The sequence below is a fragment of the Mesorhizobium sp. BHscii genome (genome assembly GCF_053848065.1).
On the sequence record NZ_JBSPKW010000001.1, the window covers coordinates 542,949 to 558,436 of the forward strand.

The window sequence follows — 15,488 nt, forward strand, 5'->3', positions numbered from 1 at the left end:
GCGCTTTCGATCACGCATCTATCGCCACGAGATGCACGGCCACCGCCGCATCGACGGCCGCCAGTTCCGCAGCGCTCAGCGAAATCTCCCCTGCCCTGGCGTTGTCGAGCGCCTGCGCCGCGCTTCGCGCTCCACACAACGCGAAGGTGATACCGGGCTGCGCCAGCGTCCAGGCGATCACGATCTGCGCCATGATTGCCTGGTGGACCTCCGCGACCGGGGCCAGGGCATGTTTCAAAGCGGCTACCTTGCGCCGGTTGGCCTGAGAGAAGCGCGGATTGCTTTTGCGCTGGTCGTCGCCGAAGAACTCACGCGCCGGATCGATCGCGCCCGAAAGCAGGCCGAGCGCAAGCGACGAGTAACTGAGCGCAGCAACTTGATGCTGGCGCGCGATCGGCAGCAATGTCTGCTCAATCTCGCGATCCAGCATCGAATACCTTTCCTGGATCGCGTCGAGCTGGCCAGCTACTACATACTGCTGCAGCTCGGCGGTGTTGAGATTGCTTGCGCCGATGGCGCGGATCTTGCCAGCTGATTTGAGGCGTTCGAGCGCTTCCATTGTCTCGGCAATGTGGGTCGTCGGGTCCTGCCAATGGGTGATGTAGAGATCGATATAATCGGTGCCGAGCCGCCTCAGGCTCTGCTCCACTTCATAAGCGATGCCATCGGCGCCCAGATATCGGCTCACCGGCTTTCCGTCCTGATCGAAGAAGTGATTGCCCTTTTTCGAATGCCAGTTCAGTCCACATTTGGTGGCGATCACCACGCGGTCGCGCCGGCCCTTGATGGCCTTGCCGACGATCTCCTCGCTGCGGCCGAGACCGTAAGCCGGCGCGGTGTCGATCAACGAGACGCCGGCATCGATGGACGCCTGGATCGCAGCGATCGATTCAGCTTCATCCGTGCCACCCCACATCCAGCCGCCGATAGCCCAGGTTCCGAGCCCTACTGCCGACGTGACAACGCCGGACTTGCCGACGCGACGGGTGATTTGTCGAGAATTCATGCTGCATTTCCTTCGGCGAGCTCGAGGATCTTCAAGCCGGTGGTTTCGTCGGTGACGAGGGTATCGAGGTGAGAGCCGCGCATGGCACTGAGGATCGGGACCACCTTGCTTGCGCCGCTTGCGACCCCGATCGACTGCGGAATGGTCGCGAATTCCTCGAGCGTCAGCGAAACGAGTGAGTGGTTGAGGCGGTAGTCCGCGAGCTTGCCGCTGCCGTCTATGAGATGGGCGAGCAGCTCGCCCGCCGCGCCCGAGCGCTCGATGGCCAGCCGGTCGGCGCTTGAGGACGGGTGCAGATCGTAGTAGCTGGAATCGTCGGTCAGGATGGAGCCGATGCCGACGACCGCGAGCGTTGCTTCGCGGGCCTTGTTGAAGACATCCGAAACGGCCCGGACGCCCATCAGCATGTCACGTTGGGCCGGGCTGTCGGCAAACAGCGGCGCGTGAATCTGATAAGCGCGGCCGCCGAGTCTGTCGGCCATCAGAGACGCGACATGATTGACGTCGGTGTAATGCTTGCCCTGGACCAGGCCGGTCGCGGGAACAACCTCGACGTCGTAGCTGCGGCTCGGCTTGAGGCCAGCGACGACGGCACTCACCCCTTTGCCCCCGGTAATGGAGATCGTGTCGCCGTCCTTGATCGTCTCGAGCACCAGCCTGGCCGCGGCCTCGCCGACGCGCTGGAGCGCAGTCTGCGGATTGTCCGAAACGGAAGGGACGACGACGGCCCTTTGGAGTCCACCTATCGCGACCAGTCGCGCCTCGATGTCGACCAGTTGCTCGACCGGCGACTTGATCTTGATCTCGACAAGCCCGAGTTGATGACCGCGCTTGATCAGCCGGTTGACGGTCGCATGCGAGATGCCGAGCTCCTTGGCGATTTCAGCTTGCGTCTTGGCTTCCATGTAATGAAGCACAAGCGCCTGATACATCTGGCGGACGATCGTGATGTCGTCCCGCGAATTGGTTGGTGACATGATTGGATGCTCAATTCTCGCGCTGCTGCTCAGGATTTCCTGCGATGCAGGAAGTGGTCGATCGATACTGCCGCGAGCAGGATGCATCCCTTGATCATGTCCTGCCAATAGACGGAGACGTCGAGCAGGATCAGCGAACTTGTGACGACCGAGAGCAGCGCCATGCCCAGTATGGCGCCGAAGATGGTGCCCGAGCCGCCATTGAGCGATGCCCCGCCAATCACCGCCGCGGCGATGATGTTGAGCTCCATGCCAGCGCCGAAGGTCGGGGTCGCAGCGCCAAAGCGCGACATGTAGATGACGCCGGCAAAGCCCGCCAGGGTCGAGCAGAGAACCGTGACCCAGAATTTAACCTGCTTGGTCTTGATGCCCGAAAATTGGGCCGCCTTCTCGTTGCTGCCGGTATAGAAGACCTTGCGGAAGGCGGTGGCACGCCGAAGCAGGAAATCGAAGATGGCTACGACCACAACAAAGATCACAATGACATAAGGCACATTGCCGAAGCTGCCCTGGCCGATCGCTTTGAACCCCGGCGGCAGGGTGAACAGCGACAGCGGGGTTCCCTTGGTGATGACAAGGCAAAGACCGCGCACGATCACCATCGCTGCCAGCGATGTGATGAAGTGATTGAGTCCGATGACGGTCACGAAGAAGCCCATCGCCGCGCCGATCAGCGCGCTGGCGCCTATCCCGATTAGGCTCGCGGTCCACGGGTCCAGACCCATCAGGAAGAGAGCGCCTGACACGACCATGGAGAAGCAGACCACCGACCCGACGGACAGGTCGATGCCCCCGACAATGAGAAGTATCGTCATGCCGACCACGACGATGCCTTCGATGGAGAAGCTCATCAGCATGGCGCGGAAATTTCCCCAAGTCAGGAAATGCGGCGAAGCGAATGTCATGGCGATGCACAGCGCCAGCATGATTGCGATCAGCCCCGCCTCGCGCATTGACCCAAGACGCAGCCAGTTGCGCCCGCCAAGCCCGGGGGCGCTCGCCTTGAGTTCAGCGTCCATGAGGGTTCCTCCGGTCTGTCTAAGCGACATTCTGAACCTGCCTTGCATTTGATCGTTGTTGCCGGAGACCCGAAGCCAGCAGCATGATTGCCTCTTCGGTCAATTCGTCCGCCCCCAGTTCGCCGGCGATGGCACCTTCGTGTATGACAAGCACACGGTCGCTGAGCCCGATTAATTCCGGAAGCTCGGATGAAATCACGATGACGCCGACGCCCCGCTCGGCGAGATCGCGGAGCAGGCGATGAATTTCCACTTTCGCGCCGACATCGACCCCGCGTGTGGGCTCGTCCAGAATGACCACTTTGGGGCCAACCGACAGAAGCCTGGCGATGGCGACCTTCTGCTGATTGCCACCGCTAAGCGTCGACACCTGTGTCTCGATGCCGCCCATGCGCACTCCGTGGCGCTCGACCAGGTCGGTGGCTTGCTTTGCCTCGGCGCGGCGATCGAGCAGCCCAAGCGGTGTGGTCAGTTTCCGAAGGTCCAGCGCGGAGATATTAGATGCAACCGACAGGTCCAGGAACAGGCCCGACGCCTTGCGGTCCTCTGAGAGGTAGACCAGGCCTGCGCGCACGGCATCGCTATAGGTCCTGATGCTGACCGGCTCGCCATTGAGTTCGACCGATCCCGCCAGCTTCGGGCGCAAGCCGCAAACGGTCTGGACCATCTCGCTGCGGCCGGCGCCAATCAACCCACCGATGCCAAGAATTTCGCCTGCACGAAGCGTGAAGCTGACGCCCTCGGAACCTGCTCGATAGGAGAGATTGGCGACCGACAGCACAGGGCGGTCAGTACGCCGTTCAGGCGAGAGCTTTTGCGGATAGAGCTGCGTGATTTCGCGCCCGACCATCTTGCGCACGACATCATTGGGAGTGAGCGAAGCGATAGAATCGGTCGCGACATATCTGCCGTCACGAAACACCGTGACGCGGTCGCACAGGCTGAAGATCTCGGCCATGCGGTGGCTGATGTAGATAATTGAAATTCCGCGCGCCCTGAGATCGCGGACGATGGCGAAAAGGCGCTGGGCTTCTATTTCGGTCAGCGCGGCCGTCGGCTCGTCGAGCATCAGCACCCGGCATTCGAGCGTCAGCGCCTTGGCTATTTCTACAAGTTGCTGGTTGGAAATCGAAAGGTCGGCGACCGGCGTCTCGACCGGGATCGGCGCCAGCAGGTCCATTATCTTCTGCGCATCAATGTAGAGCCGGCGAAAATTCATCAGCGGCGCGCGCCGATTGTTGATGGCCGCCATGAGGATATTCTCGGCGACCGTAGCATCCTGGCAGAGCGCGATTTCCTGATGGACGAGGCCTATGCCAAGCCGCTGCGCGGCGGATGGTGATGCAATGGTGACGTCCTTGCCTTCGAGACGAATGGCGCCTACGTCGGGTTGCACAATGCCGGCGATGATATTCATCAGCGTGGACTTGCCCGCGCCATTCTCGCCGCACAGCGCGTGAATTTCGCCCCGCTGCAGCGTGAAATCGACCCCGGTCAGCGCTTTGATGGCGCCGAAAGATTTCGATATGTCGCGGATTTCAAGAATGGCGGCGGCAGTCACTCCGTCCCCCTGCAGCGTTGATGTTGACGGTTGGGTCGACGGGGCGCGAGCGCGCCCCGTCCCGGATCGAGCATCTTCGAAGAGCCCCGAAGAGATAACGGTGAGCCCTTATTCCTCGATGCCCTTGGTGCCGCGCCGCTTGAGGTAGGCATCCCAATAGAAATCGTCGGCATTTTCCGCAGTGACGATGGAAAAGCCGTTGTCGACGAAAGGCACGCTCATGCCATTGAATCCCGACCGCCGGGCGTCGTTCATCGGATCGATCAGCTCAGGATGCTTGGCCAGCCACAGCAGCATGAACCCCATATAGCCCTGCATGCCCTGGTTCGGGTTGACTGAGCCAAAAATTTCGCCGGCCTTGATCATATCGAGGATCTTGGCGTTGACGTCGGCCAGCATAACTCGGATCTTGCCGCCGCCTTCCTTCGCGGCCTGAGCGGCGCCGATTGCCGAGTTGGCTTCCGGCATGAACACCGCGCCCAGGTCGGGATGCGCCTGCGCGAGGCTGAGCACGGCCTGATAGGCCTTCGTCGCATCCTGGTTCGAAGCCGCGCGGCCGACAAGCTTCATATCCGGCCATTTGGCTTCCATGCGGGCGATGAAGGCGGCGATGCGCTTGTCGTGATTGTCCTGTCCAGGGTTTTCGAGGACCGCGTATTCGCCCTTGCCGTCCATCGCCTTGGCGACTGCATCGGCGGCATAGGTGCCTTCGGCGACGTTGTCGGAGGTGATGTAGGATACGCGTTTGGAGTTGGGCGAATCTGCGGCGAATGTGACTACGGCCGTTCCCTGGTCTATCGCCCGATTGATTGGCTCGATGAATGGATCGGAGTTCATCGGATGCACCAGGATGCCAGCCGGCTTCTGAGCCAGCGCCTGGTCGAATGTCGCTATCTGCTTGTTCACGTCGTATTCTGGCGTTCCGGTGTATTCGGTCTCGCAACCGAACTGCTGTCCGGCCTGCTTGAACATCTCATAGACCGGGAACCAATATTCGACGCCGGAAACCATGACGTTCATGACGTATTTTTCACCCGGCTCGCATTTGAACGGGTTAGCGGCCTGGGCCGCGGCGTGGCTTGCCCCCAACACAGTGGTGGCTGCTGCCGAAATGGCGAGCATGCTCAAAAATTTGCGCAAGAGTCCTCCCTCGGCCGAAGCCTGGTCAATGGGCGGTCGGACACTTACGTGCCGCCGCTTGTGGTTGATGAGGCCGAACCTCCTCCCGAGGCCCAGCAGTTCGATCATTCGCAGGAGTTGGCTCGAGTGTCAATAAAATTCATATGTAGAAATATATTTCACACCTCATCGCGACTGGCAGCTTCGCGCCAAATTGGCGACCCTCCCCGGCGTTTATTGATACCGACATGGAGTTCGCGCACACTTCGGGTGCCTGTTCGAACACCGCGGCCTCGATGCCGAGTTCATGCAGAGCTAAAGCTGTCGTCAAGCCGCCAATCCCGGGCACCCGCAATCAGAACTTTCATTGCTCCGTCTCTCATCAGTTGTCCGCCCGGCGGGCGTAGAGCATCCATTGCTGGCATTGGTCAGATGACCCCCTTGGGAGGTTGATCCGCGCACCTGACTAGGATAACATGACAATCCTAGTTTAGTTTTAGCCGCGGCCGCAGCAAGGCTGGCCCTTCACGCGCGGCGCCATCAAAACCTTTGAAACTCAGCACAGAACGCCTGCGCGGCGTCTGTGTGACATGGCGTCCGCAACGAATGATCGACAAGAATCAGATTGCAGCAGAACAGGCAACGTTTCGAGCCTTCGCAAACAGCTATCTGCGTGAGTTGAATTCCGGGAACCCCGTGTTCCACCGCATTGGAGAACGGAACTTCGATTGCGTGGAGATTTCCCTGCCATCGCGGCATGTAGTCCTGCGTATCGAAATCAAATCCCGATCGCTTTGCGGAATGCACCTCTTTGGACAGATCTGGATGCGCCAGGATGCCGGTCCAAACTGGCACGAGATAGAGCCGATCCTGGCCGTGCATCTGCTTGTGCTGGGAGCCAGAGAAGCCGGATCGGCAACGCACCGACAGGCCGATGTGGAGCTTCTTGAGCGGATTCTTCAGAGCTGTCAGGCGACAAAACGTTACCTCGACGCCGCCGATCGGGCGCCGCCACTGGTCGGCTTTATAGCCGCGGAACAATCCCTGTATTTCGGACATCCGCTGCATCCGACGCCCAAGAGCCTGCAGGGCATGTCAAACTGGCAGCAGGATGTTTATGCCCCCGAATTGCGCGGCGGTTTCCAGCTGACCTATTTCGCTGCCGCTGCCCACCTTGTCCGCGAGGATTCCGCCGGCATCGCGGTGACCTCGATCGTCGGGTCATTACTGGGGAATGACGCCGGCAACGTTGCCGCCAGCAGCGGCGAAATGCTCCTGCCCATGCATCCGCTGCAGGCGGAAGCATTGATGCTCGACCCGGCGGTGCGCGCGCTCATGGATTCAGGGCAGATCCGGTATCTCGGTCCGGCAGGGCCGGTGTTCACGGCGACGTCCTCGGTACGCACGGTTTACAGCGACGACGCCGCCTGGATGCCGAAATTTTCGCTGCCCGTCCGCATCACCAACTCCAAGCGCGTTAACAGGCGGCATGAGCTGGAGGCCGGCGTTGCGGTGGCGCGCCTGTTCGAATGCGCCGGGATCGACACGTTCGAGCCGCGCCTCGGCTTTCTCCATGACAGCGCCTACGTGACGCTGGATATTTCCGGACAGGCCGAGAGCGGTTTCGAAGTCATCTTCCGCGAAAACCGGTTCCGCGCCGACGATGCCGTGATAACCGTTTCGGCACTGACTGCCGAACCGCGTCCCGGGCACAGCTCGTTGTTCCAAAACGTCGTCCGGCGCGTCGCGCATGATCATGATATCTCTGTGCGGCAGGCGTGCCGTCGCTGGTTCGAATGCTATCTCGACTGTGCGCTCGACCCGCTGGTCAGACTCTACGACCGGTTCGGCGTCGCGCTGGAAGCGCATCAGCAGAACAGCTTGCTGGACCTTTCGCAGCAGGGGCTGCCCAGCCGATACTTTTATCGCGACAGCCAGGGATTCTACCTCTCGAATAGTTTCAGGGCCCGGTGGTATGGCCTGGTGCCGGAGGTTGTCCAAATCCGCAGCCTCTTCTTCGATGACCGTGACATTCGCGAGCGGCTCTCCTACTACCTCATCGTCAACCAGATCTTCTCGGTCGTCGCGCGCGCCGGACATGACGGCTTGGTAAGCGAGGCCGAACTGCTCGGCATCCTGCGAGTGCGGCTCAAAAAGCTGGCGGGAGAGCTCACTGGCGCAGGCCGGGAATTCGCGTCCAGCCTGCTGGACAAGCCGAACATCACCGCAAAGGCCAATCTGGCCATCCGGCTGCAGGATGTCGATGAGCTGGCCGAGGGCGGCAGCGCCATCTACACGCATTTTGCCAATCCACTGAGCCGTGTCGGGCTTTTTATGGCCGCGGAGCAGACACATGCCATTGCCTCTTGATCTCCACGGCATCCCCGAGCTGCGTGTGATGCGCCAGCTCGCGGAAGCCCTGGTCTATGAGGGCCTGGTCGATTGCGCGGTGTCGCGAGGCGGCGGGAAAGCCCGTTTCGAATGGCGCTGCGACGGCGCCTCGATACGCTGCGAGGGATCGATCGGCGCCTTCGGCCGGGTCAGGATCGCCCCCGAAACGATCGTGCGGGGCTGCGGCGGCCCATGGCGGCCGGCGACGCTCGGCGATCTCCTTGCGAGTATAAACACCTGCCCCGATCGGCGTGCGCAACTTACATCCGAACTGGATCGGACGTTGGATTTCAGCGCCTGGAACAAAAGCAACCTCCGGCCCAGACCGCGCCGCGATCTCCCATTTGCGCAACTCGACAGCGCGATCGATGAGGGCCATCCCTATCATCCGTGTTTCAAGGCGCGCACCGGCTTCGATTACACCGACCATGCGGCGTACGGCCCGGAAGCAGGCAACGCCTTCCAACTGGCCTGGCTGGCGGTCGCGCCCGAACGTCTGCACTCGGCGTTTCCCACGGACGAGCAGGCTTTCTGGATGCACGAACTCGGCGCCGAAACCTACGCGCTGCTGGACGAGCGCCGTGCCCCACTCGGCGACAATGCGAGGCGGTTCGGCCTGATGCCGCTGCACCCCTGGCAATGGAAAGCGTTGCAGAGCTCGGAACTGTCGCGCTGGCTGGCGGAGGGCTCCGCCGGATTCCTCGGCGAGGCCGGCGATCGCTACACCGCCAGCCAATCCGTGCGGACGCTTTTCAATCGCGATCACCCGCGACGCGCCAATCTTAAATTGCCGATGAATCTCGTCAACTCGTCGGCCAAGCGCATTATCGAACCGCATTCGGTGGGCAGCGCGCCGGCGATCAGCCGCTGGCTGAAGGACATCGTCGCCGGCGATTCGCTGTTTGAGGCGCGCTATCCGCTCACGATCCTCGGCGAATATGCCGGCACGATCGCAGATCGGGACGGACCGCTCGCAGGACAGATCGCCGCGATTTGGCGAGAGGACGTTACGAGCAGTCTTAAGTCCGGCGAAACCGCGGTGCCTCTCAACGCGCTGATGGCCTTGGAGAGTGACGGCCGGCCGTTCGTCGCGAACTGGATCGAGCAGTACGGGCTGGACGTCTGGCTCGACAGGCTTGTGGATACGGTGGTGATGCCGGTGTTTCACCTGCTCGTCGGCCATGGCATCGCGACGGAAGCGCATGGCCAGAACCTGATACTGATCCACCGGGACGGCTGGCCAGTGAGGCTGGCAATGCGCGACTTCCACGACAGCGTCGAATATGTGGCGGGCTTCCTGCGCGATCCCGATGCTGCACCCGACTTCCTCGCCTTGAACCCCGCCTATCGCGACGCCGCGCCCAACCAGTACTATTGGATGGAGAGCGCCGAGCTGCTCGGCGAGCTCTGCATGGACGCCCTGTTCGTCTACAACCTCGCCGAGATCTCGCATCTGTTGCGGCACTGTTACGGGCTCGACGAAGACAGCTTCTGGTCGGATGTCGGCAGGCGATTGCGGGACCATAGCCGGCAGTTCGGACTGACATACCGGCAAGCCGCACTTGGCCTTTTCCAGCCACGCATCCGCACGGAATCGCTGCTGCGGCGGAAGCTCTCGCCACCGGGGACCGAATGCGCCCACGAAATCCCAAACAGCCTTGCAGTCGCGTAGAGAGACAGAAAACATGATCACAATCAACGACACGGTCTTTGATCAGGTCTATTTCCGCGACGCGGCGGACCGCATTGCGGCTGCCGCGCAACTCGACAAGCGCGCAGGCGACCGTTTTGCGGTCTGCTTCTCCGAGGCGCAGGATTGGCTGGCGTTCTTCTTTGCCGCGCGCTCGGCCGGCGCCAGCGTTCTGCCGCTGCATCCCTCGACACCATATGCCGCAGCGCGCCGGCAGGCGGAGACGGCGAGGTGCAACTGGCTTTTCTACAACCGGCTGGAAGGCGAGCCGATCTGCGAGGAGCGCGCGAGCGAAGCTGGACAGCTGTTGCAGATGAGCTCCGGCACGACCGGCGAGCCGAAATGCATCGCGCGCGCCTGGAGCGACATAGACGACGAGATCGAGAGCTACACCTCGGCGTTTGTCGAGCCCCAGGACATGACCCCCTTGATCGCGGGGCCAACCACCCATTCCTATGGCTTGATCTGCGGCGTCCTGGTGGCGCTGAAGCGCGGCCAGTCGCCCGCCATACTGGACACCGGGAACCCCAAATTTCTGCTGCGCAAGCTGCGCGAAACCGAGCGCCCCTACCTGATCTCGTCGCCGGCCATCTTGTATACGCTCGCCAGGCTTTTGCCGGCCGGCGAGCAGATCCACGCAACGATGACATCCGGTACCCTCTTACCCGAACCCTGGTTCAGGCAGATCAGGGCCAAATCCAGGCACATGTTCCAGCAGTACGGCTGCTCGGAGGCCGGCTGCATCGCGATCAACCCGGATGTTCAAGCGGCTAATGAAGTCGGTTATGTGCTGCCGCGCTTCTCGTTGCGTGACGCCGGCACCGCCGGCGAGCCCAAGGAAATTGCCGTTGCGCGCAAGGGCGTGGCGGTCGAGACGCGCGACCTCGGCTATCGCCGCGACGACGGCATGCTGGTCTTCCTGTCGCGCCTCGACGACCTGATCAACGTCTCGGGCCTCAACGTCTATCCGAAGGAAGTCGAGGACGTCGTCTTGACGTTCGGCGGCATTGGCGACGCCGTCGTGTTCCGGAAACAGGATGCATTCGCGGGCGAGCGCGTCGCGCTTCTGTTCAGTGCCGAACATGCGGTCGACCGGACGCAGCTTCGGCAATGGTGCGCCGAGCGGCTTGCAGCACACCAGGTGCCAACTGAAATCCTTCAGGTGGAGCGGATCCCGCGCCAAGCGAACGGGAAAATCAGCAGGCGCGACGTGGCCGCGCGCTACGGTGCGGGCGAATTCGGGCCGGTACGGACGGAGGCAGCCTGATGACCTATGATCAAATACTCGACGCAATCGGGACTATCCTGCGCGACAAGCTCGACAACCAGCATATGGATGCCTTCGCGCCGCAAGCCAGGCTGAACGAGGATCTGTACCTCGACTCCGTGCTTGTCCTCGAAACCATGCTGGCTCTTGAACTCGACCACGGCGTCGCGTTGCCCGAGGCGGTCATCAGCCGCCAGGATCTGGCCACGGTAGACGACCTGGCGCGGTTGTTCGCCAAGGCGTCGGAACCAAGTGGAACACTGGTGAAGCCCGCAAAGGAGCTTGTTCTCGCTCGCGCCGAAAGAGAAGCGGCCGAGCGGATCGGCGTGCATGGCGAGGACTTCGTTGACATCAAGGTCCATTGCTTCGTCAGCAATGTCTGTCACGCGGTGAAGCAAAGGCAGCTTGATCATCGACCCTTCTTCTTCGGCGTCTGGGATGCGGGTTTCGCCGTCGATAAAAGCTGGCGGCTGGCGTATCACGCGTCTGAAATCAACCACGACTTCTTCCGCGATTGGTTCGAGCGCCTGTATGGCGCCAAGGTTCGCCAATGGTATCGGCCGGGCGCTACGAAGGAAGAGAACCTGGCGACGATGCGGAAGCTTCTGGAGCGCAAGAAGCAGAGCGAGTACCTGATGGTGATGCTCGATCTCTTCCACCTGCCGGAGCGCGAGAACAAGTTCAACCAGAATCCGTTCCCGCACTATTTGATGCTCGAACACACCGAGGATCCGGCGGTTTGGATGGTCCTCGACCCGGATTTCCGCTGGGAAGGCAGGATCGAGAAACAGAAAGTCATCGACGCAATCATGCAGCCGACCGTTGCCGGCGGCTTCATCTTCGACGCTGCCGACATCAGGAAACCGTCCGCCGTCGATCTTCGCGACTATTTCCTTGCCTGTTTTCATGAGGACGACAATCTTTTGACACGTGCCACGCGCGAGGTCGTCCGGGCGTATTTGGAAGGCCGCGACGGCCTGAAATTGGCCGAGTTGTCGACGGCGCTGCGCGAGTTGCCAGTTATCTCGATCCGCAAATACGCGCTGGAGCACGGCTTTGCCTTTTTCTGGCGATCGCTGCAGCTTTCCAACGCCGAGTTTGACACGATCTGCGACGACATCGAATCCTTGATCCAGGAATTCAAGGCGCTTCACTACGCCATCATGAAGCTCGGCCAGATAGGCGACGAAGCGCTGGCGGTACGGATATTCGAAAAACTCGATGTTCTGGACGCGATGGAGCGCTCGCTGAAGCGCCGTCTCGCCCAAACCTATCGGTTGTGGTGCGACACCCGCGGCCTCCTGCACGCGCCACGCCACGATGTGGAGGACGCCGTCGCATGAGACTGTCGCTCTGCACGATCACGTTCCGCCATCACCTGCTGTCGCTGGAGGATATCGCGCGATGGGCGGCGGCGAGCGATTTCCAGGGGGTAGAGCTCTGGGGCGCACACGCGCGCAACATGCAGCATATGACCGACCGCAACGCCGACTGGATGGCGGCATTCGGCCTTTCCGTGCCGATGCTCAGCGACTATCTGCCTCTCGATGAGGATCTGACGTCACTGCGTCATGCCACGTCGAATCTCTGCCGTCTGGCCGGCCGCTGGGGCGCCCGCAAGGTGCGAACATTCGCCGGCAAGTCGGCAAGCGGGGACACCTCGCCCGAAGCGCGCTGGCGACTATCGGCGCGGCTTAAGGATGCCTGCATGATGGCGCAGGACCAGGGCTGCCAGATGCTGGTGGAGACACATCCAGGAACGCTTGCTGATACGCTGGCGTCGACGCAGCGCCTGCTCGAGGAGGTCGATCATCCCGCGCTGGGGATCAATTTCGACACTTTGCACGTCTGGGAAGGGGGCGCCGATCCGGTTGCTGCGCATCGCGCGCTGTTGCCGCACATCCGGCACTATCATCTGAAAAATGTACGCTCGCGTGCAGACCTCGCCGTGTTCGAGCCGGCAAATGTCTATGCCGCGGCCGGAAACCGGACGGGCATGACCGCGCTTTTCGATGGTGCGGTGGACTATTTGCAATTCCTGGATGAGGTGTTCGAGCGCGAGGAAGTAGATGCCTCGCTGGAATGGTTCGGCGGCGACTGCTTCAACATTCTCGCCACCGACGCCCGCAACATGCGTCTACTGCGGGCGGACCGCGAGGCACCGATCCGCGTCGGCGTCGCTTGAGCATCGAAGGCGCCAACGCAAACATCGTTTTCGCAGCCGGCGCGGGCGATTGTCCGCGACCGGCGTTTTTACAACATCAGAATCGCGCCGTGGCGCTCAGCCGGAACGAGCGGCCGGGATCAAAGTGCGGCGCCACGCCAACGAAATCCTGCCCGTAGGCAGCACGGTCGGTGTAGGCTTCGTCGAAGATGTTGAGGGCATCGGCGCGCAGCGTGAAGTTCGGCTTCGAAGGCGGCGTCCACTCGACATAGGCGTTCACCACCTCGTAGCCGGGCAGTTCCTTCTTTGCGCTTGTCGGATCGGTTGGATGCCGCACCAGCGTCCTGTCGGTTTTCAAGGCGATTTCGATGTCGCCACCGACCTTGACGCCCCAATCGTCGAATTTGTAGCCGGCGCCGATCATCACGATCTGTCCGAGAGGCGTCGTCAAATAGCGGCCGATCTCCGTATCAGCCGGCTCGCCGTCGACGTCGGCATTGATGTCGGCGTATTTCAGGCTGACAAAGCCGGCGTCCCAATCATAGCGGCCGCCGATTTCCCAGCCCTTGGAAACGAGATCGAGCGTTCGGATCGATGTGAAAACAGGCACCGGCGCGCCGCGTCCGAACACCGGCAGGCGCGCGTCGTTGATGTCGGTGCGAAACACGTTCGCCTCGAAGGTGAAGCCGTTGTAGCGCGCCTCTAGACCGGCCGTATAGTTGTTAGAGGTCACCGGCTCCGGGCCGTCGCCATAGGTCCACAGCGGGTTCTGCAGGTAGTTTTCCGCCAGCGGAACGCCGCCCCAGACATGCGAGGTCCCAGCCTTTACGGTCAGGAACTCCGGGATAAGGTCATACTCGCCCGAAATGTTGCCGCTCAGGCCCGCATTGTTCCAATCCGAATCGTCGACGCCGGTGAACCATTGGTGATCGGCGCGCCCGCCGAAGGAAATCCTGGTCCGGTCGAAGGGCTCCAGCCGCGCCTGCGCATAGGCGCCGATATTAGTGGCGCGCTCGTCCGTAAAGAACGGCTCCGTCGGGTTGAGATAATCCAGATCGGCCTTGTCGTTGTAGAAGTCGAAACCCGCAGTGACGCTGCCGATGTCGAGCGCGAACCGGTTCTCCACTTTCCCGTTGAAGCTGCTGGTGGCGCCTTCCGTGGGCGACACAACGTCGAAGAAATATTCAGGTGCTGCGATCTGCGTTTTGCTATAGGCGAGCACGATCTTGGGGTCCCACCAGCCTTCCGGCGACGTATCCGTATAGGTAAAGACCGTGTTCTGGCGGCGCAGGTCGTAGTTCCGCAATTCGGGTTCCCGGCCCGGTCGATTGATATAGACATTGGCGCGATAGGGGCGTAGCGCGTCGTCGCGGACCCGCTCGTGGCTGAGCTCGAATCGATGGCCCTCGACACTCTCGTAAGCGACCTTGGCTAACCCGCTGATTAGATCGGTGCCGGTCCCCGGCATCTCCTCGCCGTTGCCGGCGGTGAAGTTGCCGCCACGGCCGTAATTGATGTAGCCGAGGTACTCGAACCCGTCCTGCTGGCCGAAGGCGCTCACGCCGGTGGTGAATGTCCCGCTGTTGGTGTCCCATATGCCGGTAACGAAACCGCCGAAGTTGCGGCCGGGTTCGAGCAGATCGACGGCGTCCTTGGTCTCGAATCCAAGCGATCCCGCGAGCGCGCCAGGACCGGCGTCGGCCGGTGCGACGCCTGCCTGCACCGACGCGGCCTTCAGCAGCGCCGGGTCGAGCAGGTATGTGCCGTTGTGGTGGAACACCTTGTTGTTCTGTCGTGACCCGTCGACAGTCACGGCTAGATTGTTTTCATCGACACCATTGACGTAGATCTTCTGCGTGCTGGGTATCGCGCCGCCGACGGCGATCTGCGGTTCACCGGAGAACACCTCCCTCAAATCCTGCGGTTTCTTGCGGTCGATCTCCTGCTGGTCGATGGTGATCAGGTCGGCGCCGGCCGTCGCGTCAGCGCCCGCCCCCACGTCTACGACAAGAATGGTGTCGAGTTGCGTGCCCCCAGCAGGAGCCTGGCTGTCTTCATTTTCTTCGGTGGTGCTCGTCCTGGCTTCCGTTTCTGGGACGGGAGCAGACTGCGCCAGCGCGTCGGGACACAAGAAAATCGACATCGCGGTGCTGACGGTCAGCGCTCGCCACAGATCCGATGACATCGGTTAAATCCCCTCGATTACGGCAGCCCCGGCTGGCGCGAACTGCGCCTGTAGGACTGCCTTAACCCATCGGTTGCGCTGTCGCAATAAACTTGATAGTGAAAATCTA

General features: G+C 61.6%; 11 protein-coding genes. 5 read left to right on the forward strand and 6 right to left on the reverse strand.

Features of this window, described 5'->3' with window-relative positions:
• Nucleotides 1-10: 10 nt before the first annotated feature.
• From ACWTU7_RS02530 to ACWTU7_RS02550, 5 genes are all read right to left on the reverse strand, one after another.
• Nucleotides 11-1,006, reverse strand: coding sequence for an aldo/keto reductase (locus tag ACWTU7_RS02530; RefSeq protein WP_455837591.1), 996 nt, complete (start codon nt 1,004-1,006; stop codon nt 11-13).
• Nucleotides 1,003-1,983 carry a sugar-binding transcriptional regulator gene (locus tag ACWTU7_RS02535; RefSeq protein ID WP_065007908.1) on the reverse strand — a complete coding sequence of 327 codons (981 nt, stop codon included), beginning with the start codon at nt 1,981-1,983 and terminating at the stop codon, nt 1,003-1,005. The genes ACWTU7_RS02530 and ACWTU7_RS02535 overlap by 4 nt, the downstream gene beginning before the upstream one ends.
• Nucleotides 1,984-2,012: 29 nt before the next feature.
• Nucleotides 2,013-3,002, reverse strand: coding sequence for an ABC transporter permease (locus tag ACWTU7_RS02540; protein ID WP_127208126.1), 990 nt, complete (start codon nt 3,000-3,002; stop codon nt 2,013-2,015).
• Nucleotides 3,003-3,021: 19 nt separating this feature from the next.
• Nucleotides 3,022-4,563 carry a sugar ABC transporter ATP-binding protein gene (locus ACWTU7_RS02545; RefSeq protein WP_455837592.1) on the reverse strand — a complete coding sequence of 514 codons (1,542 nt, stop codon included), beginning with the start codon at nt 4,561-4,563 and terminating at the stop codon, nt 3,022-3,024.
• 108 nt (nt 4,564-4,671) lie between these two features.
• Nucleotides 4,672-5,703 carry a substrate-binding domain-containing protein gene (locus tag ACWTU7_RS02550; RefSeq protein ID WP_455837593.1) on the reverse strand — a complete coding sequence of 344 codons (1,032 nt, stop codon included), beginning with the start codon at nt 5,701-5,703 and terminating at the stop codon, nt 4,672-4,674.
• A 585-nt stretch (nt 5,704-6,288) separates the two neighbouring features.
• Between ACWTU7_RS02550 and ACWTU7_RS02555 the strand changes: the two genes are divergently transcribed.
• Genes ACWTU7_RS02555 through ACWTU7_RS02575 form a run of 5 tightly spaced genes read left to right on the forward strand, consistent with a single transcriptional unit; the run spans nt 6,289 to nt 13,215 of the window.
• Nucleotides 6,289-8,052 (forward strand): IucA/IucC family protein, encoded by a 1,764-nt coding sequence (locus ACWTU7_RS02555; RefSeq protein ID WP_455837594.1) that lies wholly within the window; start codon nt 6,289-6,291, stop codon nt 8,050-8,052.
• Nucleotides 8,036-9,745 (forward strand): IucA/IucC family protein, encoded by a 1,710-nt coding sequence (locus tag ACWTU7_RS02560; protein WP_455837595.1) that lies wholly within the window; start codon nt 8,036-8,038, stop codon nt 9,743-9,745. Before ACWTU7_RS02555 ends, ACWTU7_RS02560 begins: the two co-directional genes overlap by 17 nt.
• Before the next feature lie 13 nt (nt 9,746-9,758).
• On the forward strand, nt 9,759-11,030 hold the full coding sequence (locus tag ACWTU7_RS02565; RefSeq protein WP_455837596.1) for an AMP-binding protein: 1,272 nt from the start codon (nt 9,759-9,761) through the stop codon (nt 11,028-11,030).
• The gene (locus ACWTU7_RS02570) at nt 11,030-12,373 is read left to right on the forward strand and encodes a DUF6005 family protein (protein ID WP_455837597.1); all 1,344 of its coding nucleotides are present in this window, start codon (nt 11,030-11,032) and stop codon (nt 12,371-12,373) included. Before ACWTU7_RS02565 ends, ACWTU7_RS02570 begins: the two co-directional genes overlap by 1 nt.
• Nucleotides 12,370-13,215, forward strand: a complete 846-nt coding sequence (locus ACWTU7_RS02575) for a sugar phosphate isomerase/epimerase family protein (protein ID WP_455837598.1) — start codon at nt 12,370-12,372, stop codon at nt 13,213-13,215. Before ACWTU7_RS02570 ends, ACWTU7_RS02575 begins: the two co-directional genes overlap by 4 nt.
• Before the next feature lie 76 nt (nt 13,216-13,291).
• On the opposite strand, the gene ACWTU7_RS02580 is transcribed toward ACWTU7_RS02575, so the two are convergent.
• Nucleotides 13,292-15,379, reverse strand: a complete 2,088-nt coding sequence (locus tag ACWTU7_RS02580; protein WP_455837599.1) for a TonB-dependent receptor domain-containing protein — start codon at nt 15,377-15,379, stop codon at nt 13,292-13,294.
• Nucleotides 15,380-15,488 lie beyond the last annotated feature (109 nt).

Coding starts and splice junctions, on each gene's coding strand:
- ACWTU7_RS02580 (WP_455837599.1), bottom strand. CDS start 15,379: ATGTCATCGGATCTGTGGCGAGCGCTGACCGTCAGCACCGCGATGTCG.
- ACWTU7_RS02570 (WP_455837597.1), top strand. CDS start 11,030: ATGACCTATGATCAAATACTCGACGCAATCGGGACTATCCTGCGCGAC.
- ACWTU7_RS02540 (WP_127208126.1), bottom strand. CDS start 3,002: ATGGACGCTGAACTCAAGGCGAGCGCCCCCGGGCTTGGCGGGCGCAAC.
- ACWTU7_RS02535 (WP_065007908.1), bottom strand. CDS start 1,983: ATGTCACCAACCAATTCGCGGGACGACATCACGATCGTCCGCCAGATG.
- ACWTU7_RS02565 (WP_455837596.1), top strand. CDS start 9,759: ATGATCACAATCAACGACACGGTCTTTGATCAGGTCTATTTCCGCGAC.
- ACWTU7_RS02575 (WP_455837598.1), top strand. CDS start 12,370: ATGAGACTGTCGCTCTGCACGATCACGTTCCGCCATCACCTGCTGTCG.
- ACWTU7_RS02560 (WP_455837595.1), top strand. CDS start 8,036: ATGCCATTGCCTCTTGATCTCCACGGCATCCCCGAGCTGCGTGTGATG.
- ACWTU7_RS02530 (WP_455837591.1), bottom strand. CDS start 1,006: ATGAATTCTCGACAAATCACCCGTCGCGTCGGCAAGTCCGGCGTTGTC.
- ACWTU7_RS02555 (WP_455837594.1), top strand. CDS start 6,289: ATGATCGACAAGAATCAGATTGCAGCAGAACAGGCAACGTTTCGAGCC.